The sequence below is a fragment of the Sulfitobacter aquimarinus genome, from assembly GCF_040149565.1.
Taxonomy (GTDB): Bacteria; Pseudomonadota; Alphaproteobacteria; order Rhodobacterales; family Rhodobacteraceae; genus Sulfitobacter; species Sulfitobacter aquimarinus.
This window is the reverse complement of record NZ_JBEFLO010000007.1, coordinates 118,906-138,799: the sequence shown is the minus strand read 5'-3', so window position 1 is coordinate 138,799 and position 19,894 is coordinate 118,906. Positions and strand designations below refer to the sequence as shown.

Annotated in this window: 19 protein-coding genes and 1 tRNA gene; 13 read left to right on the top strand and 7 right to left on the bottom strand. The window is 60.7% G+C overall.

Annotation, left to right across the window (positions count from 1 at the left end):
• Positions 1–61 precede the first annotated feature (61 nt).
• The 3 genes from ABMC88_RS13700 to ABMC88_RS13690 form a co-directional block, all read right to left on the bottom strand.
• Positions 62–1,315 carry a sarcosine oxidase subunit beta family protein gene (locus ABMC88_RS13700; RefSeq protein WP_349577464.1) on the bottom strand — a complete coding sequence of 418 codons (1,254 nt, stop codon included), beginning with the start codon at positions 1,313–1,315 and terminating at the stop codon, positions 62–64.
• Between the two features lie 129 nt (positions 1,316–1,444).
• Positions 1,445–1,837: an SH3 domain-containing protein gene (locus ABMC88_RS13695; RefSeq protein WP_349577463.1), complete on the bottom strand. Its 393-nt coding sequence runs from the start codon at positions 1,835–1,837 to the stop codon at positions 1,445–1,447.
• Position 1,838: 1 nt separating this feature from the next.
• Positions 1,839–3,272, bottom strand: coding sequence for a Glu/Leu/Phe/Val family dehydrogenase (locus ABMC88_RS13690; protein WP_349577462.1), 1,434 nt, complete (start codon positions 3,270–3,272; stop codon positions 1,839–1,841).
• 217 nt (positions 3,273–3,489) lie between these two features.
• On the opposite strand from ABMC88_RS13690, the gene ABMC88_RS13685 reads away from it, so the two are divergent.
• From ABMC88_RS13685 to ABMC88_RS13670, 4 genes are all read left to right on the top strand, one after another.
• Positions 3,490–3,957: a YbaK/EbsC family protein gene (locus tag ABMC88_RS13685; RefSeq protein WP_349577461.1), complete on the top strand. Its 468-nt coding sequence runs from the start codon at positions 3,490–3,492 to the stop codon at positions 3,955–3,957.
• 284 nt (positions 3,958–4,241) lie between these two features.
• Complete coding sequence (locus ABMC88_RS13680; RefSeq protein WP_349577460.1) at positions 4,242–5,666, top strand: pilus assembly protein TadG-related protein; 1,425 nt, start codon at positions 4,242–4,244, stop codon at positions 5,664–5,666.
• Between the two features lie 8 nt (positions 5,667–5,674).
• Complete coding sequence (locus ABMC88_RS13675; RefSeq protein WP_349577459.1) at positions 5,675–6,202, top strand: TadE/TadG family type IV pilus assembly protein; 528 nt, start codon at positions 5,675–5,677, stop codon at positions 6,200–6,202.
• A complete protein-coding gene (locus ABMC88_RS13670) occupies positions 6,202–6,762 on the top strand; it encodes a TadE/TadG family type IV pilus assembly protein (RefSeq protein ID WP_349577458.1) in 561 nt (186 codons plus the stop codon). The genes ABMC88_RS13675 and ABMC88_RS13670 overlap by 1 nt, the downstream gene beginning before the upstream one ends.
• A gap of 101 nt (positions 6,763–6,863) precedes the next feature.
• On the opposite strand, the gene ABMC88_RS13665 is transcribed toward ABMC88_RS13670, so the two are convergent.
• Together ABMC88_RS13665 and ABMC88_RS13660 are read right to left on the bottom strand one after the other, a co-directional pair.
• On the bottom strand, positions 6,864–7,376 hold the full coding sequence (locus ABMC88_RS13665; protein WP_349577457.1) for a hypothetical protein: 513 nt from the start codon (positions 7,374–7,376) through the stop codon (positions 6,864–6,866).
• Positions 7,377–7,530: 154 nt separating this feature from the next.
• Positions 7,531–8,481: an NAD(P)-dependent oxidoreductase gene (locus ABMC88_RS13660; RefSeq protein ID WP_349577456.1), complete on the bottom strand. Its 951-nt coding sequence runs from the start codon at positions 8,479–8,481 to the stop codon at positions 7,531–7,533.
• A 105-nt stretch (positions 8,482–8,586) separates the two neighbouring features.
• Between ABMC88_RS13660 and ABMC88_RS13655 the strand changes: the two genes are divergently transcribed.
• Both ABMC88_RS13655 and ABMC88_RS13650 read left to right on the top strand, forming a co-directional pair.
• Positions 8,587–9,741 carry a 4Fe-4S double cluster binding domain-containing protein gene (locus ABMC88_RS13655; protein WP_349577455.1) on the top strand — a complete coding sequence of 385 codons (1,155 nt, stop codon included), beginning with the start codon at positions 8,587–8,589 and terminating at the stop codon, positions 9,739–9,741.
• Between the two features lie 89 nt (positions 9,742–9,830).
• A complete protein-coding gene (locus ABMC88_RS13650; RefSeq protein ID WP_349577454.1) occupies positions 9,831–10,742 on the top strand; it encodes a pirin family protein in 912 nt (303 codons plus the stop codon).
• Between the two features lie 3 nt (positions 10,743–10,745).
• Here the strand turns inward: ABMC88_RS13650 and ABMC88_RS13645 are convergent, their stop codons facing one another.
• Complete coding sequence (locus ABMC88_RS13645; protein ID WP_349577453.1) at positions 10,746–11,327, bottom strand: TetR/AcrR family transcriptional regulator; 582 nt, start codon at positions 11,325–11,327, stop codon at positions 10,746–10,748.
• Positions 11,328–11,416: 89 nt separating this feature from the next.
• Here ABMC88_RS13645 and ABMC88_RS13640 point away from each other — a divergent pair, with 89 nt between their 5' ends.
• From ABMC88_RS13640 to ABMC88_RS13610, 7 genes are all read left to right on the top strand, one after another.
• A complete protein-coding gene (locus ABMC88_RS13640; RefSeq protein WP_349577452.1) occupies positions 11,417–11,707 on the top strand; it encodes a hypothetical protein in 291 nt (96 codons plus the stop codon).
• An 87-nt stretch (positions 11,708–11,794) separates the two neighbouring features.
• Positions 11,795–13,081 (top strand): homoserine dehydrogenase, encoded by a 1,287-nt coding sequence (locus ABMC88_RS13635; protein WP_349577451.1) that lies wholly within the window; start codon positions 11,795–11,797, stop codon positions 13,079–13,081.
• Positions 13,078–14,829 (top strand): single-stranded-DNA-specific exonuclease RecJ, encoded by a 1,752-nt coding sequence (recJ, locus tag ABMC88_RS13630; protein ID WP_349577450.1) that lies wholly within the window; start codon positions 13,078–13,080, stop codon positions 14,827–14,829. The genes ABMC88_RS13635 and recJ overlap by 4 nt, the downstream gene beginning before the upstream one ends.
• A gap of 78 nt (positions 14,830–14,907) precedes the next feature.
• A tRNA-Glu gene (locus tag ABMC88_RS13625) sits at positions 14,908–14,982 on the top strand.
• A 346-nt stretch (positions 14,983–15,328) separates the two neighbouring features.
• On the top strand, positions 15,329–16,075 hold the full coding sequence (locus tag ABMC88_RS13620; protein ID WP_349577449.1) for a sugar transferase: 747 nt from the start codon (positions 15,329–15,331) through the stop codon (positions 16,073–16,075).
• Between the two features lie 81 nt (positions 16,076–16,156).
• On the top strand, positions 16,157–17,071 hold the full coding sequence (locus tag ABMC88_RS13615; RefSeq protein WP_349577448.1) for a CpsD/CapB family tyrosine-protein kinase: 915 nt from the start codon (positions 16,157–16,159) through the stop codon (positions 17,069–17,071).
• Between the two features lie 128 nt (positions 17,072–17,199).
• Positions 17,200–18,495 (top strand): GumC domain-containing protein, encoded by a 1,296-nt coding sequence (locus tag ABMC88_RS13610; RefSeq protein WP_349577447.1) that lies wholly within the window; start codon positions 17,200–17,202, stop codon positions 18,493–18,495.
• On the opposite strand, the gene ABMC88_RS13605 is transcribed toward ABMC88_RS13610, so the two are convergent.
• Positions 18,492–19,838: an oligosaccharide flippase family protein gene (locus ABMC88_RS13605; RefSeq protein WP_349577446.1), complete on the bottom strand. Its 1,347-nt coding sequence runs from the start codon at positions 19,836–19,838 to the stop codon at positions 18,492–18,494. The two genes, ABMC88_RS13610 and ABMC88_RS13605, sit on opposite strands and share 4 nt — an antisense overlap.
• Between the last annotated feature and the right edge of the window lie 56 nt (positions 19,839–19,894).

Genomic DNA, 19,894 nt, shown 5'->3' with positions numbered 1-19,894 from the left:
CCCGTGCTTCTTTATTTTGCCTATAAACTCAATCCCGCAGCCAGCTACGGGCGCGACATCTCTAATGAAGGTTATGCTGCGCACCGGTCCCCTCCTCATCCATCAGGCCACGCCCCGTGCGGAACCGGTCCAGCCGGAACCGCGCCGCAGGTGCGTGATGCGTGCCCGTGGCCATCAGATGCGCGAATGAGTTCCCCGACCCGGGCACCGCCTTGAATCCGCCGTAACACCAACCGCAATTGATGAACAAACCCTCGGTCTCGGTCTTGTCGATGATGGGTGAGCCATCGGGCGTCATATCCATAATCCCACCCCATGACCGCAAGACCTTGGCCTTACCGATCATCGGCATCAGGGTCATGCCCGCCTCCATCACATGCTCTGCCATGGGCAGGTTGCCCCGCGCGGCATAAGAGGCGTAGAAATCCAGATCGCCGCCAAAGACCAAGCCGCCCTTGTCGGACTGGCTGATATAGAAGTGGCCCATGCCAAAGCTGATCACATTGTCGATCACCGGCTTCAGCCCCTCGGTCACGAAGGCCTGCAAGACGTGGCTTTCAATCGGCAGGCGCATCCCCGCCATCGCCGCCACCTGCCCCGAGCGGCCCGCGACGACGATCCCCACCTTCTTGGCACGGATCGCCCCGCGTGTGGTCTGCACCCCGCGCACCACGCCGTTCTCGATATCGATCCCCGTGACTTCGCACTGCTGGATCAGGTCCACGCCACGTGCGCTCGCACCGCGCGCATAGCCCCATGCCACCGCATCATGCCGCGCCGTGCCCGAGCGGCGTTGCAATAGCCCGCCATAGATCGGGAAGCGGATATTCTCGAAATCCAGATAGGGCGCGATCTTGCGCACGCCCTCCACATCCAGCAGCTCGGCGTCATCCCCCTGTCCCACGATCGAGTTGCCGCGCCGCGCAAAAGCATCGCGCTGCCCGTCGGAATGGCACAACATCAACTGCCCGCGCTGCGACAGCATCACGTTATAGTTCAGGTCCTGTTCAAGGTTCTCCCACAACTTCAGCGAGTGGGAGTAGAACTGCGAGTTGCCATCAAGGAAGTAGTTGGCCCGCACAATCGTCGTGTTCCGCCCGACATTCCCGCCACCCAGATAGCCTTTTTCGATCACGGCGATATTCGTCATGCCGTGCTCTTTGGCCAGATAATACGCTGTCGACAGGCCGTGGCCACCACCGCCGATGATGATCGCGTCATATTCGGCCTTGGGTTCGGCATCGCGCCAATGGGGCTGCCAGCCTTTGTTGCCTGTTAGCCCTTCGCGCAGAATACGCCAGCCTGAAAACCGCATACCATCCCCCTGAATACTGCCCCCGACTTTGGCGAAGCCCGCCCTGCCCCGCAATCCAAAAAGCGACCTTTGAAGGTCAATTCGGTCCAGTAGATAAAAGGGTTAGATATTCATGGGGTCAACCGGCCCCTAGTGGATGAAACTGCACAAATACCCGTCATGCGCCCAGCCCTGCACCGGCAGCGGCTTGTAAGGCACATCGCGCCCCTCGGGCGAGACGGTGCGGTAGGCCGTGACCACCCGCACCCAAGGGCCGCGGCGTTCGCGCGCGTCTACTTCGACAATCGCAAGACGGTAGAGCTTGCGCACCGCTTTGAAATCCGATCCGGGTCCCGAGCGGATGCTCAGGAACCCGTCGGGGCCGTTGACATTGCAGACCATCGTGTTGTGGCTCTCGAAACCGGGGTTGAGGGGCCAGTTCCCTTTCGCCAACCCTGTCAGATCGACCGCCCCATACACGGCCGTCTCTGCCGCCAAAGGTGCGCCGAGCAGCGCACAGGCAAGCGCCAACCCGTATTTCATGTCACAACCCCTTGGCGTGATAGCTGGCTGCCACCTTCCCGATCGCGACAAGATAGGCCGCCGTGCGCAGATCGCTCACGTCGTCGCGGCTGTGCCAGACCTGCGCCATAGAATCGTAGGCGATGCGCATGGTGTCGTCCAACCCCGAGCGGACCAGCTCCAACTCACCCGCGCCGCGCAGGTATTTATCCTTGAAGTCAGGGCTTAGCGTCCAGTTGATCGAGGTATCGCGGCTGATCCGCTCCAGCTCGTCCACGATCAACTGGTGGCGGCTTTCTTCCTGACGCCGTCCCATCCGGCCGAAACGGATATGGCTGAGGTTCTTGACCCATTCAAAATAGCTCACCGTCACGCCGCCCGCATTTGCATACATGTCAGGGATAATGACCGTGCCCTTGTCGCGCAAAATCTCGTCCGCGCCTGCGGTGACGGGACCGTTGGCGGCTTCGATGATCAGATGCGCCTGCACCTTGTCCGCGTTGCCCAGGTTAATCACCCCTTCAAGTGCTGCGGGGATCAGGATGTCGCACTCCTTCTCCAGCAGCTCTGCGCCGTTCTCGATGAACTCACCGCCTGAAAAGCCTTTGGGAGAACCCGTCTCGGTGATGTGGGTTTTAAGCGCTTCGATGTCGATGCCATCGCTGTTCCAGATCGCACCGTTATATTCGATCACGCCAACCACAGGTGCGCCGTCTTCCTCGCTCAGGAATTTGGCGGCGTGGTAGCCCACATTGCCCAAGCCCTGCACAATCACGCGCTTCCCGTCGAGCGTGCCTGACAGGCCCGCCTTTTTGACGCCCTCATCATCGCGGAAGAACGCACGCAGGGCGTATTGCACGCCGCGGCCCGTCGCCTCGGTGCGGCCCTGAATGCCGCCTGCGTTGATCGGCTTGCCTGTCACACAGGCAGCACCGTTTATGTCGGTGGTGTGCATCCGCTTGTACTGGTCCGCGATCCACGCCATCTCACGCTCGCCCGTGCCCATGTCGGGAGCGGGCACGTTTTGCGACGGGTTGATAAGGTCACGTTTGATCAGCTCGTAGGCAAAGCGGCGGGTGATCAGCTCCATCTCGTGATCCTCCCACTCTTTGGGATCCACACACAGTCCCCCCTTGGAGCCGCCAAAGGGCGCCTCGACCAGCGCGCATTTGAAGGTCATCAGGGCGGCCAGCGCCTCCACCTCGTCCTGATTGACGCCCATGGAAAAGCGGATGCCGCCTTTGACGGGCTCCATATGCTCCGAATGGACCGAGCGGTAGCCGGTGAAGGTATGGATGTCCCCGCGCAGGCGCACGCCGAAACGGACGGTATAGGTTGCATTACATACGCGGATTTTCTCGACCAGACCGGGTTTGAGATCCATCAGATCAACCGCACGGTTGAACATCATTTCAACGCTTTCGCGAAAGCTCGGCTCGTTTTGGGATTGGCTCATGGGGGAGGACGCCTTTTGTGCAGTCAGAATATCATCAGGGTTGGGGGCACCGAACGCGCGGTTGCCTTGACGGCACCCTATGCCCGCGCTGCGCAAAGTGCCACTTTTTTAGTCGGTTTAAGAACAATTCTACCGAGAAAGTTGTGCCCCCCTTGTGTCTTGGCGGCCGAGCGGCCCATTGTACGCCGTGGTATACCGGAATGAGGGGCCAAAACCTGTGGGAAAAAGCGTAAACCGTGTCAAACAAGCGGCCCGCGGTGCAGGGCTTGAGATTGACGTGATCACCCTGCCCGTCAGCGCCCGCACCGCAGCGCAGGCGGCGCAGGGTCTGGACTGCGCCGTGGGACAGATCGCCAAATCCCTTCTGTTCGAGGGGGCTGTGACGGGCGCGCTTAAGCTTGTGTTGGTCAGCGGTGCCCACGATCTTAACCTTGATAAGGCCGAAGCCTTGTTCGGCGAGGCGCTGGTGCGCGCCGATCCAAAGCGGGTGCGCCGCGAGACGGGTTTTGCGATTGGCGGTGTCGCCCCGATCGGCCACCTGTGCGAGATCGAGACATTCATGGACCGCGCACTGCTGCAATACGCCAGTGTGTGGGGTGCAGGCGGCGCCCCCGAGACCGTCTTTGAAATTACCCCCGCCGCGCTGCTGGCGGCCACGGGTGCCACGCTCTTTGACAACACCTAAGAGCGGCCTACCGTTGAGGCACTGGAATCAGGGCAGACTCATGCCACAAGCGTTAACCACGACTCAGCCTTTGCGTTAACCACGCAGGGCGCGAAATAAGGCCGACTGTTTACACATTCGAAACACTCGCCCCAATGCGCCCCCGAATGTAGCCAAAACCCCTTTAAAATATGGCTTATCGGCAGCATTTTGCCCAACTTTGGCCACTTTCATCACTCATAAATCACGCTGATACAGCCACAACTCTGTCGCTGCGACAGGACGGGGCAGGAAAGGTAAAACTGATGTCAAAACTATTTTCGACGACGCACATCCCAGCGATATCGGGAAGAAAGGAACCGCCCTCCCTGCGCCGCTTTGCGCAAGAGGAAGACGGCGCACTGACGTTCGCTGCACTGGCCATGCTTGGTGGTATGATCCTGATCGGGGGCATCTACTTTGACATGCAGCGCAACGAGATGGAGCGCGTGCGCATCCAGAACACAGCCGACCGCGCTGTGCTGGCGGCTGCCGACCTTGATCAAACGCTGGACCCCACCGAAGTGGTGCAGGACTACTTTGATAAAGCAGGCATTCCGGATCGCGCCAACTCCGTCACGGTTGACGAGGGTCTGAACTTTCGCACAGTTTCCGTGAACTCGGACAGCGTCACGCCCACCAACTTTATGAATATGCTCGGCATCGACGAGCTGCCACTGCGCAGCTACGCCGAAGCCGAAGAGCGTGTGAACAATGTGGAAATCTCGATGGTGCTGGATATCTCCGGCTCCATGAGCGAAGGCGACAAGATGTCCCAGCTGCGCGATGCGGCAAACGTCTTTGTCGACACCGTCATCAACCCCTCTACCGAGGATCTGGTTTCCCTGTCGATCATTCCCTATTCCGAACACGTCAGCGCCGGCCCGGAAATCATGAGCCACTTCAACGTGAACTGGAACAACTCCTACAGCCACTGCATGGAGTTCTCGGAGAGCGATTTCGACACCAGCACGATGCGACGCAACAAGACCTATAAACAGGTCCAGCACTTTGACTGGGGCTATAACGGGTACAGCAACACGCTGGACACACCTGTGTGCCCGTCCGGCTCTTACGAAGACATCGTCGCGTTCAGCCAGGACGTTGCCGCGCTCAAGTATAAGATCAGCCAATTGGTGCCACGCGGCAGTACGTCTATCTTTGCAGGTATGAAATGGGCCGCCGGCCTGCTTGATCCTGACTTCAACACAATCACACAAAGCCTGATCGCCAGCGGCGACGCAGATGAGGCATTCTCTGCCCGTCCAGCCAGCTTTAACGATCACGAGACGCTGAAAACAGTTATCCTGATGACAGACGGGAAAAACCACTACTCCTACCGCATCAACGACAACTACTATGCAAACGCAAGCCATGCAGCGCACTGGAACCGCTACAACCTTGATTGGTACCTCTCCCGCTATGTGCAAAGCTATTACCACAACCAGTTCAAGTACCTGAAATACTGGCCTGACTATGGTGACACACTGCTGGGCAACGTCTGTGACGCCGCCAAGGAAAAGAACATCGTGATCTGGTCTATCGGCTTTGAAGTCTCGGACCACAGTGCCGGTGTGATGGAAAACTGTGCATCTTCCCCCAGCCACTTCTTCCGGGTTGAGGGTGTCGAAATCAAGGACGCGTTCAAAGCCATCGCGCGCCAAATCAACCAGCTGAGGCTCACACAATGATTACTTCAATGAGAAATCACCTGCGGCGCTTTCGCAAGTCCCAAGACGGTGGCACCCTGACGCTTGAATTCATGATCCTGACACCCATGCTGATCTATGCTTTCTTCTTCGGCATCGAGCTGAGCGTCTATTCGATCCGCCAGATGCAACTGGACCGCGGTCTGGAAATCACAACCCGCGAAGTGCGCCTGAACACAGGTATGCAATTCAGCCACGACGACTTGAAGCGTGCGATTTGCATCAACGCCGGTGGCATTACGGATTGCGACGACAATCTGGTCCTCGAAATGGCACCTGTCAACTTGCGTGAATTCACCGGCCTGCCCGAAATGACGCAGTGCTACGACCAAAGCGCCCCCGTGAACCCACAACGCGGCTGGTCGCTGGGCAAACAGCACGAAGTCATGCTGCTGCGCGCTTGCTACAAGTTCAAACCCGGCTTTGCCTTCGCAGGTCTGGGCAAGAAATTGCTAAAAGACGGTGACGGCAACGCCATGATGGCCTCAATGTCCACCTTCGTTCAGGAGCCAAGATAATGATTACGCGCCTTGTAAACCGCACCAAAAACAGCCGCTTCGCCAAAGAAGAAGAAGGCGGCGTTGCAGCACTCGAAGCGATTATCATGATCCCGCTGATGTTCTTTGTCGTGATCTCGATGTTCACCATCTTCGATGCATTCCGTCAATATTCGATGCACCAAAAAGCGGCCTATACGCTGGGCGACATGGTCTCTCGCGAGACGCTGCCGCTGGACCGTGACTATCTGACCGGTGCGCATGCCCTGTTCGACGAGCTGACCCGCGACCCGCAGGAAAGCACGATCCGCGTGTCCATCGTACGCTATGATGAACGCGACGACATCTTCAAACTGGACTGGTCCAAAACCGAAGGCTACGCCATTCCATTGGAAAACCAGACAGTGCGCGGCTGGACCGAAAAGCTGCCCACCATGGTGCACAACGAGCGGATGATCGTGGTGGAAACCTTTGCCCACTACGCTTCCCCCTTCAACACCGGTCTTGGCCAGCGTGAGATCCATAACTTCATCTTCACGCGCCCCCGCTATGCCCCGCAGGTGTTGTGGAGCGACCTGTGATCGCAGCACGCGACTGACTAAATCAAAAGCCCCCGAAAGGTATTACCGTTCGGGGGCTTTTTATGTTTGCTGGCGGGGCTACGCCCCCAAGCGATACCAAATCACTCGGACGCGGCCATATCCCGTTTGGCCATGATGATCGCCAGAATTTCCGACATCTGCTTTGTCTGATGCGCCGACGTCATGCCCCCCACGCCAATGCGCCGCCCCAAACGCCACCAAAGCCCAGGCCGCCATTCGTTTTCGCCTTTGTCTTTTGTGCGCAGCAAAAACCCGTTGGAGGGTTTGAAGGCGAAGAACCCGCGGTCCATCCCTTCGATCTCGTCCACGAGGGCGATGACGGTGCCATCGCTGTCGCGCAACTCTGTCTCGGTCAGCTCCAGCTGGGTTTCTGTCGCGCGGCGCATGCGGTCGGCCAGCCACAAAACCGCAACACCCAGCACCAGCAAAAACAACCGCCACTGTATTTCAGGCGATTGCACCACCGCGATGTAGACCAGCAAAACGCCCAACAGCAAAAGCGAGCCCAGCCCCAATATCCGACGCCCCGTCGATGCTTTTACCACCGCGAGCACTTCGTTGGGATCGGTGAGGGGTGTGGTGTCTGAGGTCATGGCGGCTCTCCTTGGGTTTGCAGACCCCTAGCCGCAGATCACAAGACCAGCAAGCCAATCCGCACAGGCACAAAAACAGGCACAGCCCGATTGGCGCGCCTGCAAGTACGATTTCAGAATACATATCAGCGAGATAACGCCCGACCCTAAACCGTTACATCAACCGCTTGGGGCGCACCTCGTATCCGCGTTCTTCGGGTTCATCGTCCACCAACTCTTGCGGAAAGCCCTCGGCAAGAATCTCGAGGCCCGTCTCCTCCTCCAACCGCTCGATCATGCGGTCCGATTGCGCCCGCTCGCCGTATCGGTTTTGCCCGTCACGCATCATATCAATGACCAAAGGCGAGATTTCGAGCGGCACGCCCGCGTCATCGGCAAGCTTTTGAAACAGCCCGATGTCTTTCTGGATCAGGTCCATCGTGAAATTGACATCGCGTGAGCCTGACAGGATCAGCTGGCTTTCGGTTTCATGCACAAAGCTGGTGCCCGAGGACATGGCGATTGCCTCATAGGTCATACCCATATCCATGCCCTGCGCCTTCATCACTGTCAGCGCCTCGCAAATCGTCAGAAGGTTGGCCGTGGCAAGGTAGTTCGTCATCACCTTGAGAACACTGGCATTTCCCAGATCACCCACATGCAAAATGCGCCGCCCCATAAAGGTAAGGATCGGCAAGACACGCTCAAACGTAGGGCGGTCGCAGCCTGCGTAGATGCTGATGTTGCCTGTGTCTGCGCGGTGGCACCCGCCCGAGACGGGGCAATCGACAGCCTGCCCCCCCGCGGCCTGGACAAGCGCACCGAGGCGTTTGATTTCGCTCGCGTCTGTGGTCGACATCTCGATCCAGATTTTGCCTGACGTGACCTGCGGCAGCATCTGCTCGACCACCGCAGCACTGGCCGCAGGGCTGGGCAAGCAGGTGATCACCGCGTCGCATGTCTGCATCATTTGCGCAGGGCTGCCGCCCGCCTTCGCACCGTCCGCGACCATCCCCGCAACCAGCTCCACATCCAGATCATGCACCATCAGGTCCACCCCGTTGCGCAGCAAACTACCCGACAGCTTGCCGCCCACATTGCCCAGCCCGATAAATCCGATTTTCATAACTCAATTCCCTATCCAGTTGCCCCGACTGTGCCAGCCCGCGCCGCCGCGTCCATCCCAAATGCGACCTTTGACATCCCCGCCCTGCACTTTCATGCTGCGGCCATGACATCACACCCTGACACAGACGCCGCCGCAGGCATTGAGACAACGCCAGACTTCGCCCGCTTTGCCCAGCGCAATGACATCTTCACACGCGCCTTTTGGGACCCGACAGTCAGAACCAAACAGACTGATGCCTTTTTCGCCTCCTACCGGATGGAGGCCGCCCCGCGCCGTGGCGACGGCTTTACCACCCGCGATTTCGCGCTGCGCAATGCGGCGTGGCTGGTGTCGGACATTATATCGGACAGGCGTGCGGATGCGGGCACGCGCGAAGGGTTCCAAGCGCCCATTCACAATGACACGCCCGTGGCCCCCACCCGCGCCGACATCGGCACACCCGCCGACATGGCCCGCGAGGTAAAGAAAGTCGCCGCATTCTTTGGGGCGGACCTGTGCGGGATCACCGATGCCGATCCGCGATTCCTCTATGCCACCCGCGTCGATACCCGCGACATGACGGAGGCGCCAAACGATCTGCCCGAAGGCATCACTTCCGTTATCGTCATGGCCCATGCGATGGATGCCGAACTGGTTGATACCTACCCCTCCGCGCTGGCGGGGGCTGCAACGGGGCGCGAATACAGCCATGAGGCGGCGATTGTCATGCAGGTCGCCGCCTATATCCGCAATCTTAGGTATGAGGCGACGGCCTCGATGAATGACACAGGGCTGGTGATTCCCTATGCGATCAAGGCGGGATTGGGCGAATACGGGCGCAACCAGATGGTGATCACGCCGCAGTTCGGCCCGCGTGTGCGGTTCTCGAAAATCTTCACCAACCTGCCGCTGGCCCATGATGCCCCGCGCCTACCCGGCGTGCGTGCGTTTTGCGACATTTGCACCAAATGCGCCGATGCCTGCCCCGTCAAAGCGCTGCCCTACGGGCCGCCACAAATCAGCGGGGCCGATCCTTCGCAGATCAAAGGCGTGCGCAAATGGACATCAGACGCAGGCAAGTGTTTCGGGTTTTGGGCGAAAATGGCATCGGATTGCGCGATTTGTATGCGGGTCTGCCCGTTCAACCGCGATTTCTCCAAACGCCATCACAGGGTATGGCTGCGCCTCGCCCTGTCGCCTGCCCGCAAATTGGCCCTTTGGTTGGACCGCAAACGCGGCGGGCGGGCCAAGCCCGCGCAGTGGTGGGCCCGCGGCTGAGCATTTTTGCACAGCCCCCGTGCACAGCGCCAGCTTGAGCGATGCCGCCCCCCGCCCTACATACACACGGCAACAACAAGGAACATCCCATGTCCCTCAGACCCACACTCGAGACCCGCGCAGCCCAGCCCACGATGGAGGGGGCCGGCGTCAAACTGCACCGCGCCTTCGGCTTTCAGGACCCAAGCGAGCTGGACCCGTTTTTGCTGTTCGATGATTTCCGTAATGAGCGGCCCATTGATTTCGAGCAGGGCTTCCCCTGGCACCCCCACCGCGGGATCGAAACGATTACTTATGTGCTGGAAGGCACGGTTGAGCACTCAGACAGCCTTGGGAACACAGGCACGCTGGGCGCGGGTGATGTGCAATGGATGACCGCGGGGTCAGGCATTTTGCATCAGGAAATGCCCCATGGAAACGCACGCGGCCAGATGCATGGCTTTCAACTGTGGGGCAACCTGCCCTCGGCGCAGAAAATGACCGCGCCGCGCTATCAGGACGTCACTGCCGATGCGATCCCCGAGGTGACAGACGACGACGGCACCCATGTGCGCGTCATTACAGGAGAGTTCTGGGGCAAGCGCGGTCCGGTAGACGGCATCGCAGCCGATCCGCAATACCTCGACATCACTGTCCCCGCAGGCGTGCGCAAGACCTTTAAAATCGACACCTACCGCCGCGCCTTTGCCTATATTTTCCAAGGTGCTGGCGCCTTTGTTGACGCCTCGCGCCCCTCTGGCGTTTTGCTGGAAAAAGAGGTCGCGGGCGAAGAGCTGAACATCCGCGACATGTCGGGCGACCGCACGCTGGTGCGGTTTGGCACGGGTGACGAGGTGACGGTGCAGGCAGGACCGCAAGGGCTGCGATTCCTCCTGATCTCGGGCGCGCCGATAGACGAGCCTGTGGCCTGGCACGGCCCAATCGTGATGAACACCCGCGAAGAGCTGATCCAAGCGGTGACCGAGCTGAACAACGGGACGTTTATCAAGCCTGCACACTAACGCTCAAATCACGGCGCGGCGCACCATATCCCAATACTGCGCCGTGACCTCACGCAGCGACAGCCGCCCGCCATCGCGGAACCACGTGTTCACCCCCGTCAGCATCGCAATGATCGCAAGTGTCGCGATCTTTGTGTCCGCCACATTGAAGTCCCCCGCCGCCACACCGTCGCGCAGGATCGCCTCCAACCCATCCTCGTATTCGCGGCGCAGGGCCTCGATACGGGCGAAATTCGCGGGCGTGAGGTTGCGCAGCTCCATATAAGCGATAAAGACCGCATCGGCGCGGGCGTGGTGAAATTCGATGTGAAAGGCGACAAAGTCGTGCAGCCGCGTTTCGGGGCCAAGGTTCGCGTCATCGCGGCTGGCGGCCAACAGCTCGGTCATGTGACCTTCCATCAGATCGAACAGAAGGCTTTGTTTGTCGGGCGTATAATTATACAGCGCCCCCGCCTGCACGCCCACTTCGGCGGCAATGGCCCGCATGGATACGGCAGCATAGCCGCCCCGCGCGAACAGCCGCAGCGCCGCCTCGCGGACGCGGGGGCCGGTGATGTCTGAATGTGATCCTGCGGTACGTGCCATGGGGCGACTATCTGAACAGATGTTCAAAAAGTAAAGCTGTCGCAGTGCGCTCTTGCAAAAACACCCCGACACGGTGCACACCTGTTGCCATGAAACGCAGCACCCTCATTTTGATATTCTCGGCCGGACTGGCCACTGGCTGCACGCAGTTTCCCGCCCTTGACCGCACGCTGACGCCCGAATTGCAAAACAGCGATTACCCCGCCCTTGTTCCGCTGGACCCGTTGCTGGCCCGCGCCGCCCAAACGGGGGTCGAGCCTGCGCAGGCCACCGCCGCGATTGATGCGCGTGTTGCCGCCCTGCGCGCGCGGGCTGCGGGCTTGCGCGGTTCGGTCCTGACGGGCCGCGAACGGCAGCGTCTGGCGCAGGGTTTACGCTAACCCCGCAGGCGAATCTGACAAGTTGTGCTGGCGCGGCGATCACGCTACATCACGGGCAAAGCAGCATTGGTCAAAGGAACAGCCCCCATGTCAAAACCACTTCGCCTCGGGATTGCGGGTTTGGGAACAGTCGGCGCAGGCGTTGTGCAGATTTTGCGCACGCAGGCCGCTCTTTTGACCGCCCGCACGGGACGCACGCTCGAGATTACCGCCGTAAGTGCCCGCAGCAAGGGCAAGGACCGTGGCGTAAACCTGTCGTCCTACGCATGGGAGGATGATCCCGTCGCCTTGGCCAAACGCGACGATGTGGATGTGTTTGTTGAATTGATGGGCGGCGAAGACGGCCCCGCCAAAGCCGCAACCGAGGCCGCACTGGCGCTGGGCAAAGACGTGGTCACCGCCAACAAGGCGATGCTGGCCATGCACGGCCAGTCATTGGCCGAAACCGCCGAGGCCAAGGGCTGCGCGCTTAAATACGAGGCAGCCGTTGCGGGCGGCATTCCCGTCATCAAATCCTTGGGCGAAGGGCTTGCGGGGAATGAGATTACCCGCGTGATGGGCGTGATGAACGGATCGTGCAACTATATCCTGACACGGATGGAGGACGCGGGCCTGCCCTACGCTGACGTTTTTGCCGAGGCAGACGGGCTTGGCTATCTGGAGGCCGACCCGCAGCTGGACGTGGGCGGCATTGATGCGGCGCACAAGCTGGCGCTGCTGTCGTCGCTGGCCTTCGGCACACAGGTCAATTTCGCAGGGATCGAGCTGGAGGGAATCGAGCGGGTCTCGATCGAGGACATCCGCGCCGCCGCCGACATGGGCTACAAGATCAAGCTGCTGGGCGTGGCGCAAATGACGGGTCGCGGGCTGGAACAGCGCATGCAGCCCTGCCTTGTGCCCGATACGTCGCCTTTGGGTCAGCTTCAGGGCGGCACCAATATGATCGTGCTGGAAGGCGATGCCGTGGGCCAGATTGTGCTGCGCGGTGCAGGTGCGGGCGCAGGCCCGACGGCCAGCGCCGTGTTGTCCGATATCTGTGACATCGCCCGCGGCTATCGCGGCACCGTCTTTGGCCAGCCTGCAACCACCCTGAAGGCCGCCACACCCGCGCTCAGCCAACGGCCCGCCGCCTATTATCTGCGCATGGCGATCACCGACAAACCGGGTGCTTTGGCAAAAGTCGCTGCCGTGCTGGGGGATTCGGGCGTCAGCATCGACCGGATGCGCCAATACGGCCACGCCGACAAGGCCGCGCCCGTCCTGATCGTTACCCATAAAACCACCCGCGCCGACATTGACCATGCGCTGGCGGCCTTTGCCGATACCTCTGTCGTGTCGGGCGACCCTGTCGCCCTGCGAATCGAGGAAGTGTGACCCAAGCGCCTGCCTTTCTGGGTGTTGAGGCCTCGCTGAGCGGGCGGCGCTGGATTGGCCCTGGCAACGAGGCCGTCCGCGCATCCGAAGCGCTGCACCAACAGACCGGCCTGCCCATGGCCGTGACGCAGGTTCTGGCACGGCGCGGTGTCCCATCGGAGGAGGCGCAAGCCTTCCTTGCCCCCGCCCTGCGTGACCTGCTGCCCGACCCCCGCAGCCTGCGCGACATGCAAAAGGCAGCTGAACGGTTCCTTGCCGCCGTCAAAGCACGGCAGCGGATTGCGGTATTTGCCGATTACGACGTGGATGGTGGCAGCTCTGCCGCGCTGTTGCTGGTGTGGCTGCGCGACATGGGCATGGCCGCCACACTTTACGTCCCTGACCGCATCGACGAAGGCTATGGCCCCAATGATGAAGCCATGTCCGCGCTGGCGCGGGATCACGATCTGATTATCTGCGTTGATTGCGGCACGCTTTCGCATGGGCCCATCGCGGCGGCCAAAGGGGCCGATGTCATCGTGCTGGACCACCACCTCGGCGGTGAAACCCTGCCCGACTGCCACGCCGTCGTGAACCCCAACCGTCAGGACGAAGACGGCACGTTGGCGCATCTTTGTGCCGCCGCCGTTGTGTTCCTGATGCTGGTCGAAGCGGGCCGCCAGTTGCGCGAAGCAGGTGCCAAAGGCCCTGACCTGATGTCGATGCTGGATCTGGTCGCACTTGCCACCGTGGCCGATGTGGCCCCGCTGATCGGGGTGAACCGCGCCTTTGTGCGCCAAGGGCTGACCGTGATGGCGCGACGCGCGCGGGTGGGCATTGCCGCCCTGTCCGATGTCGCGCGCATGGATACCGCCCCTGCCGCCTATCACCTTGGCTTTATGCTGGGGCCGCGCATCAACGCGGGGGGGCGCGTGGGCAAGGCCGATCTGGGCGCACGCCTGCTGGCCACCGACGACCCGCACGAAGCCGCAGCTTTGTCCGAGCGTCTGGACGCGCTCAACACCGAACGGCGCGATGTCGAAAACGCGGTACGGGCGCAGGCGCTGGCGCAGGCCGAAGAACGCGGCACCGACGGCGCTTTGGTCTGGGCCGCGGGCGATGGCTGGCACCCTGGTGTTGTGGGCATCGTTGCCTCGCGGTTGAAAGAAGCCACAGGCCGCCCTGCGGTTGTGATCGGGCTGGACGACGGAATCGGCAAAGGCTCGGGGCGGTCGGTCACGGGCGTTGATCTGGGCGCGTGTATCCAAAAGCTCAGCATGCAGGGTGTCCTGCTCAAAGGGGGCGGTCACAAGATGGCCGTGGGCCTGACCGTGGAAGAAGGCAAACTGGAAGAGGCGATGTCAGCCCTGAACGCGCTGTTGGAGAAACAGGGCGCACATCTGCGTGGGCCGTCCGATCTGCGGCTCGACGGAATGTTGATGCCCGCTGCGGCCAGCATCGAATTGACCCAACAGGTCGAATCAGCAGGGCCGTTTGGCGCCGGCGCCCCCGCCCCGCGCTATGTCTTTGCGGACATGCGGCTGTTTTCGGCGCGCCGTGTGGGTGAAAGCCACCTGAAGATCAGTTTTGGTGACGGTTTGGGCACCCGCATGGATGCCATCTGCTTTGGCGCATTTGATTCGGCGCTTGGCCCCGCGCTTGAAGGGCACGGAGGCGCGCATTTTCACCTTGCAGGGCGGCTGGACATCAACACATGGCAGGGTCGGCAAAGCGTCCAACTGCGGTTGGAAGACGCCGCCCGCGCCTAGCGTAAAAAAAACGACAATCCACGCATATTTCCGCTTGCGTGCTGTGCCGCGATTGCTTAGGAAGCGCACACCAAGTGTGGCCCGTTCGTCTATCGGTTAGGACGTCAGGTTTTCAACCTGAAAAGAGGGGTTCGACTCCCCTACGGGCTGCCACCTTACCTTCCCCCGACATGTTGATAGAAGAGTCATTAAAATCAGCAAACCGCGCTGTTGTGTCATACGAAACAGTTTGTTTCAAAAATTCCCCGTCAATTGTGTCGAAATTCTGTTATCTATCTGGCATGACGCGGGCAGCGCCGCATGGTGCGCTCTACCAACGACTTACCCTTGCAACGGGCCACACCGGCCCCGCGCATACGAAGACGAGATGACAACACTCTGATCCGGCACCTGCCATTGCCGAAACCGACTGTAAGACCCTCACCTTCATACGACCGGATGCTGCGAATGGATCGCAACGCCACCTACGACAAACAGATGACCCTGGGGGGTTAACACTATGAAGAAGTTTCACTCTGATCAGCCCGGTTACGGCCTGTCGCGCCTTGCGACTACTTCCGTGACATCCGACGTTCAGCACATGCTGGCGCGTGCGGTTGATCTGTCGTTTGACGCCGACGCCGCCGCGACCCCCGCGTCGGTTTACCGTGACGGCGGTAAAAGAGCGATGGAGACTGTCTTTGTCTTGCTCAGCCTCCCCTTCTTTTTGCCCATCGTGGCGCTGTGCGCGATCGCGCTGTGGATCGAAGGGGGCAACCCCTTTTACCGTCAGGTCCGTCTGGGCCAGAACGGCAAGCGTTTTTCAATCCTGAAGCTGCGCACCATGGTGCGTGACGCCGATAAGGTGCTGGAGGCGACTTTGGCCGCCGACCCCGAAATGCGCCGCGAGTGGGACGAGAAACAGAAACTCATCAATGACCCCCGCGTCACCCGCGTGGGTGCGGTGCTGCGCTCGACCTCGCTGGACGAGCTGCCGCAACTGTGGAACGTCATGACAGGCGAGATGAGCCTGATTGGCCCGCGCCCGATGATGCCCGAGCAGCTGCCCATGTATGGCAACGCGGCGCATTACTTTGCCCTGCGTCCCGGTATCACCGGCCTGTGGCAGATTTCTGCCCGCAACGAGAACCGCTTTTCCTTCCGTAACGAAGTGGACGCGACCTATAACAAGACGCTGTCGGTCTTTGGCGACATTGCCATTATCTTTAAAACAGTCGGCGTGATGCTGCGCCGCACCGGCTGCTGATCGCGGAACACACGCCATATTTGAATCCCACCAGATCTGCGTTATATCAAACGCATGTTCAAACCCCGAAAGCCCGCCCCGATGAAGGATAATTACGCCTCCTCGTCTGCCGACCAATCGGCAGAGCGCGGTGACCTGATGGTGCCTGCACAGGGCAGCTTTACCCGCCCGCGACGCTTTGCCGATGCGCCTGTTCTGGAAGATGTTGATATGGTGTTGGAGAATGCAGCCCCCAAAGCGGCACCCGTCGTGATTGATGCAGAGCCTGATCTGGTTGTCGCTCCCCGCGATTTGTGGGGTGTGCTGCACGAACAGGCTCCGGGCAAGGACCAGCATATTCTGGATGGCAGCCAGGCCGCCGAAGATTTCCGCGCCACGGATGTGTCCCGTGCGTTTGACTTGCTGCGCACGCGCCTGCGCCAGACGGTCACGCAGCATGGCTGGGTCAACATTGGCATCGCCTCTCCTACTGCTGGCTGCGGCACCACATTTACGGCCGCCAACCTCGCGGCAAGCCTGTCGCGTGTGCCGTCATCGCGCACGGTGCTGATGGATTTCAACATGCGCGACCCCGGCGTTGCAAAGACGCTGGACATGGACGCAAGCGCCGCAGGCGATCTGCGTGATTTTCTGGCGGGCGATGTCGCGATCAGCGACTATGTCCTGCGCGCCTCTGACACGCTGGCCGTGGGCCTTGGGGCCAAAGCGCACGCTGACGCCGCAGAAATTATGCAAGACCCCGCCACCGCCGCCAGCCTTGAAGAGATGCGCGCAGCCCTGCGCCCCGACATCGTGCTGTATGACATGCCCCCGCTGCTGAGCCATGATGACACATCGGCCTTCCTGCCACAGCTTGACGGCATCCTTCTTGTCTCGGACGGGACGCAGACCATGGCCAAACACATCGCCGAGTGTGAGCGTGTTCTTGACGGTCAGGTGCCGCTGCTGGGGGTGATCCTGAACCGCGCCCGCGCCTCCAGTATCGAGCGTTTCTAACCGCCTTGCACGGTACAGGTTGCGTCATATAATAGCCCGAATTTAAGTTTATTGCGGTTAAAACAGCTGCCCTTCACGGGTGGCTTGCCCTGTTTGAAGGGTAAAAAACAGGTCCAAGCGAGGCAGATATGGGTCCGATTTATACATGGCAGGATTTCCTCGACATGACGCGGCGGCGCATAGCGATCATCGTGCTTGTCATCGTTCTGGGCTGCATCGGGTCGCTGTACTGGGCGCTCAGCTATGTGCATCTGTACCGCTCGTCCGAGGTTATTCAGGTAGAGCAGCCCACCATCAACGATGAATTGGCCCGCTCAACCGTCGAGGGTTCCTCGGCGCGGCGCTTGCAGCTCATTCAGCAAAAGCTGATGGCGCGGGGCAGCCTTCAGGCTATCATTGATAAATACGGGCTTTACGGCAATCTCGAAGCGCTCAAACCCAGCGAAAAGGTGCAATTGCTGCGCCAGGCCGTCAGCATCACAGGCGTGGCCGCCGCCCGCGAAGGCTTTGCCGATGATGGCACGATTTCGGTGCTGACCATCACCGCCGAGATGGAGCAAGCCCAGCTGGCCCGTGACGTGGCCCATGAATTTGCCGAACAAACCCGCGCCCTGATGACCGCCCAGCGACGCGAGCAAACCGAACAGACGCTGGCTTTTTTCCAGCAGCAAGAGCAGGTTGTGCTGGATAATATCGCCAGCCTCGAAGCCGAGCTGGAGACCTACCGCAGCGACAACGACCTGAGCGTCGAGGGCGGCGTCGAATTTCGCATGTCCGAAGTCGCACAGCTGAACGAGGCGATCCTTAATCTGGACCGCGAGATTATCACAACGCAGCTTGCCCGCACCCAGATCGACCGCTCGGCGCGTGCCTCGACCGTGCAGCGCGAAGAACGCGCGCTCGACATCCAGCTGCAAACCCTGACCGAACAACGCACCCTGCTGGACCGTCGCCGCACCGAGCTACAGCAAACAATCCAGAACTCACCCGAGACCGAGCGTGCCTTGGCCGATTTCGACCGCCGCATGGAGCAGTTGCGCACCCAGCTGGAGGCAATCGCCACCCGCCGCAACGAGGCCCAAGTGGGCTTTAACCTCGAGGTCGGCGCCCAAGGCGAACGCCTGACCACCATCGAGGAAGCGCAAGTCCCCGACTATCCCATCACGATGAGCAAGAAAAAGCGGGCGATCATGGGCGCTGTTGCGGCCACGGGTCTGGCCTTTGTCATCGCGTGGCTGTTGGAGCTGCGCCGCCCCGTCATCCGCTCGGCCCGTCAGATGAAGCGCGAGACGGGCGTATTGCCTGTTGTCTCGATCCCCGAACTGGCGCCCAAGTACCAAAGCTCGAAGTGGCGGCGTGCGCGTGAGAAACGGCGCGAAAAGGGCAAGGCAGGTCGTGCTGCACGGATGGCCCGCAACGCCTAGACCAGCGCGGTTAACGCGGCGATCGCGTCGAAATGGGCCCAGACGGCCACTGCGCCCAATCCCCCCGCCACCAGAGCAAAGAACACGTCATGGCGCATGTCCCACGCGTCATGGCTGCGCGCCAGCCAGATGATAACGGGATGGGTCAGCACATGGGCGACCCCGATGCCGACAATCGCACCAATCAGGCCAAACTGGCTGACCCCCACCAACAGACAGGTGATTTGCAGCACTGCACGGCTGGCCGACACCACAAAGAACCCGCGTGAATCGCCTGCGGCAAGCGCTGCTTGATCATAGCTCATCCCGATGATCTGCGGGATCAGCGCCACGGCCAGCAGCGTCACAATCGCGCCACCCGCAGCATAGCGCGGATCATAAAGAACCCCCACCAGCCACGGCCCCGCAAAGGCCATCACCAGCAGCAGCGACAGCGTCACGCCGCTGAGGCCAAAGCGCAGTTTTGCGATCTTGCCCGTCTCGTGCTTTGCATCGCGGTAGACGGGGATCATCACCCGCCCTGTCACGCTACTGCCCAGTTGCAGCGCAAAGGCCCCGAGGAAGAAGGCGATGTTATAGATGCCAAGGCTTTCGAGGCTCAGGAATTTGCCCAAAACCGCACGGTCCCCTTGGGAGGCAAAGAACCAGAACGCCGTGCTGAGGAAGATCCATTTGCCAAAGGTGACCAGCTCGCGCATCGCTGCCGTTTCCCAGCGAAAGCGGTTGGGCGCACCGGGCAGATAGGTCCATGTCAGCGCCAGCTTCGCCAAAGGCGTGACCACGCCGCCGATCACCAGCGCGATCACCGATTGCGTCCACCACGCCAGCACGATCATCACCGTGATGCCAATCACTTGGGCGCACAGGTCCAGCACCGTCAGCCGCCCCATCAACAAATGCCGATGCGCCGTCTCGATCCGCGTGGGGTTGAACCCTGTGATCAACAGCGCCACGGCGGCGATGGGCAAATAGGTCGCAAGCTCGGGCGCGTCATAAAATGCCGCCAATGGCAGGGCCAGCGCAGAGGCGACAGTGAACAGGATCACCCCGCGCAAGACCTGAATGCTCCACGCCGTATTGAGGAAATCCGGATCATCGCCGCGCTTGCTTTGCGCGATCGAGGGCGCGATGCCAACGTCCGAGAACAGCATCAACCCCATCGTCACCAGCCCCACCAGCGCCATCAGGCCAAAGGCCTCGGGGAACAAAAGCCGCGTCAGGATCAGGTTCGAGCCGAGCCGCAGCGCTTGAGAGCCGCCATAGCCCAGCAATATCCACGAGGTGCTGCGCATTACCCGCGCCATCAGACGCCCGCCACGCAACTGCTGCAAAAGACCATCCATTTGCCGTATTCATCCCCGAATTTACTGTTACAACCTTGCTAGCGCCCTCCCGCTGC

What these genes read in the sequence shown, in the direction of transcription:
- ABMC88_RS13635 (WP_349577451.1), top strand. Translation starts at nt 11,795, where the DNA reads ATGTCAAAACCACTTCGCCTCGGGATTGCGGGTTTGGGAACAGTCGGC.
- ABMC88_RS13700 (WP_349577464.1), bottom strand. Translation starts at nt 1,315, where the DNA reads ATGCGGTTTTCAGGCTGGCGTATTCTGCGCGAAGGGCTAACAGGCAAC.
- ABMC88_RS13620 (WP_349577449.1), top strand. Translation starts at nt 15,329, where the DNA reads ATGAAGAAGTTTCACTCTGATCAGCCCGGTTACGGCCTGTCGCGCCTT.
- ABMC88_RS13665 (WP_349577457.1), bottom strand. Translation starts at nt 7,376, where the DNA reads ATGACCTCAGACACCACACCCCTCACCGATCCCAACGAAGTGCTCGCG.
- ABMC88_RS13690 (WP_349577462.1), bottom strand. Translation starts at nt 3,272, where the DNA reads ATGAGCCAATCCCAAAACGAGCCGAGCTTTCGCGAAAGCGTTGAAATG.
- ABMC88_RS13695 (WP_349577463.1), bottom strand. Translation starts at nt 1,837, where the DNA reads ATGAAATACGGGTTGGCGCTTGCCTGTGCGCTGCTCGGCGCACCTTTG.
- ABMC88_RS13650 (WP_349577454.1), top strand. Translation starts at nt 9,831, where the DNA reads ATGTCCCTCAGACCCACACTCGAGACCCGCGCAGCCCAGCCCACGATG.
- ABMC88_RS13605 (WP_349577446.1), bottom strand. Translation starts at nt 19,838, where the DNA reads ATGGATGGTCTTTTGCAGCAGTTGCGTGGCGGGCGTCTGATGGCGCGG.
- ABMC88_RS13645 (WP_349577453.1), bottom strand. Translation starts at nt 11,327, where the DNA reads ATGGCACGTACCGCAGGATCACATTCAGACATCACCGGCCCCCGCGTC.
- ABMC88_RS13610 (WP_349577447.1), top strand. Translation starts at nt 17,200, where the DNA reads ATGGGTCCGATTTATACATGGCAGGATTTCCTCGACATGACGCGGCGG.
- ABMC88_RS13675 (WP_349577459.1), top strand. Translation starts at nt 5,675, where the DNA reads ATGAGAAATCACCTGCGGCGCTTTCGCAAGTCCCAAGACGGTGGCACC.
- ABMC88_RS13640 (WP_349577452.1), top strand. Translation starts at nt 11,417, where the DNA reads ATGAAACGCAGCACCCTCATTTTGATATTCTCGGCCGGACTGGCCACT.
- ABMC88_RS13655 (WP_349577455.1), top strand. Translation starts at nt 8,587, where the DNA reads ATGACATCACACCCTGACACAGACGCCGCCGCAGGCATTGAGACAACG.
- ABMC88_RS13660 (WP_349577456.1), bottom strand. Translation starts at nt 8,481, where the DNA reads ATGAAAATCGGATTTATCGGGCTGGGCAATGTGGGCGGCAAGCTGTCG.
- ABMC88_RS13670 (WP_349577458.1), top strand. Translation starts at nt 6,202, where the DNA reads ATGATTACGCGCCTTGTAAACCGCACCAAAAACAGCCGCTTCGCCAAA.
- ABMC88_RS13680 (WP_349577460.1), top strand. Translation starts at nt 4,242, where the DNA reads ATGTCAAAACTATTTTCGACGACGCACATCCCAGCGATATCGGGAAGA.
- ABMC88_RS13615 (WP_349577448.1), top strand. Translation starts at nt 16,157, where the DNA reads ATGAAGGATAATTACGCCTCCTCGTCTGCCGACCAATCGGCAGAGCGC.